Source organism: Yeosuana marina (assembly GCF_011762485.1).
Taxonomy (GTDB): Bacteria; Bacteroidota; Bacteroidia; order Flavobacteriales; family Flavobacteriaceae; genus Yeosuana; species Yeosuana marina.
The window spans coordinates 1-829 of the sequence record NZ_JAAKGI010000013.1; the positions used below are offsets into that span (position 1 = coordinate 1).

The 829-nt window shown below is 32.0% G+C and carries 1 protein-coding gene; it reads left to right on the forward strand.

The genetic code is table 11. The annotated features are described in order from the left end of the window. Window positions 1–93 precede the first annotated feature (93 nt). Window positions 94–693, forward strand: coding sequence for a hypothetical protein (locus G5V56_RS11560; RefSeq protein ID WP_166965131.1), 600 nt, complete (start codon window positions 94–96; stop codon window positions 691–693). The last annotated feature ends 136 nt before the right edge of the window (window positions 694–829 follow it).

Here is an 829-nt window from a genome sequence, read left to right on the forward strand (position 1 = left end):
TTTTTCTTACATTTAACTGCATACCTAATCTGAAAAATGGCTCTTAAAATCCGCTACTTTTCATATAGGTACACGTTACCACACATTTGAAAAATGAATCGAACATTAATATATAGTTGTCTTTTAATAATTTTATTTTCGGCGTGTAAAACGAAAAAAAATTGTGATTTTAACAAGGAAATCAGAAAACAGAATGATAGTATTATCGCATCTTTAGAATCTGACCCTGAAGATAGTGCTTGGTGGAAAAACTATCTGTATAGAATTGATGAACCTTCATTAAAAACAGAAAAGCAAGAATCCTACAGACTGATGATTCACAACTCAATGTCTAAATCTTCCGAAATTTATAGAATTTATAATAAGAATGGCTCATATGAATTTATTTCTAAAAAACTCGAACGAAGAGAAAACGGAAATAAAAAAGACACAGTTGTACAACTTACGAAAAGAAATTTAACCGAAAATCAATGGAATGAATTTAAAAGTCTAACTGAAAGGACAAAACTTTGGAATCTTCCTGTCACCATTGAAAGAAGTGGACTTGATGGTCAAAATTGGGTTATCGAAGCCCAAATGCCAAATAAAGAGAACTGTACAGAAAGAGAATATCACGTTGTTGTCAGATGGCAACCAATCGATACAACGGAATTTATGAGATTAAGCAGAAAATTAATTGAACTCGGAAAATAAAAAACGTGTGGTAACACCGTATAAAATTAATGGCTAGTCCTCGCCTACTTACGAAAATCCTCGCGGATTTTCTATTCAGTTTTTATTTGCTAAATTAGGTGCTTAAACACGCCACTAATCTTATACAATCACGTTG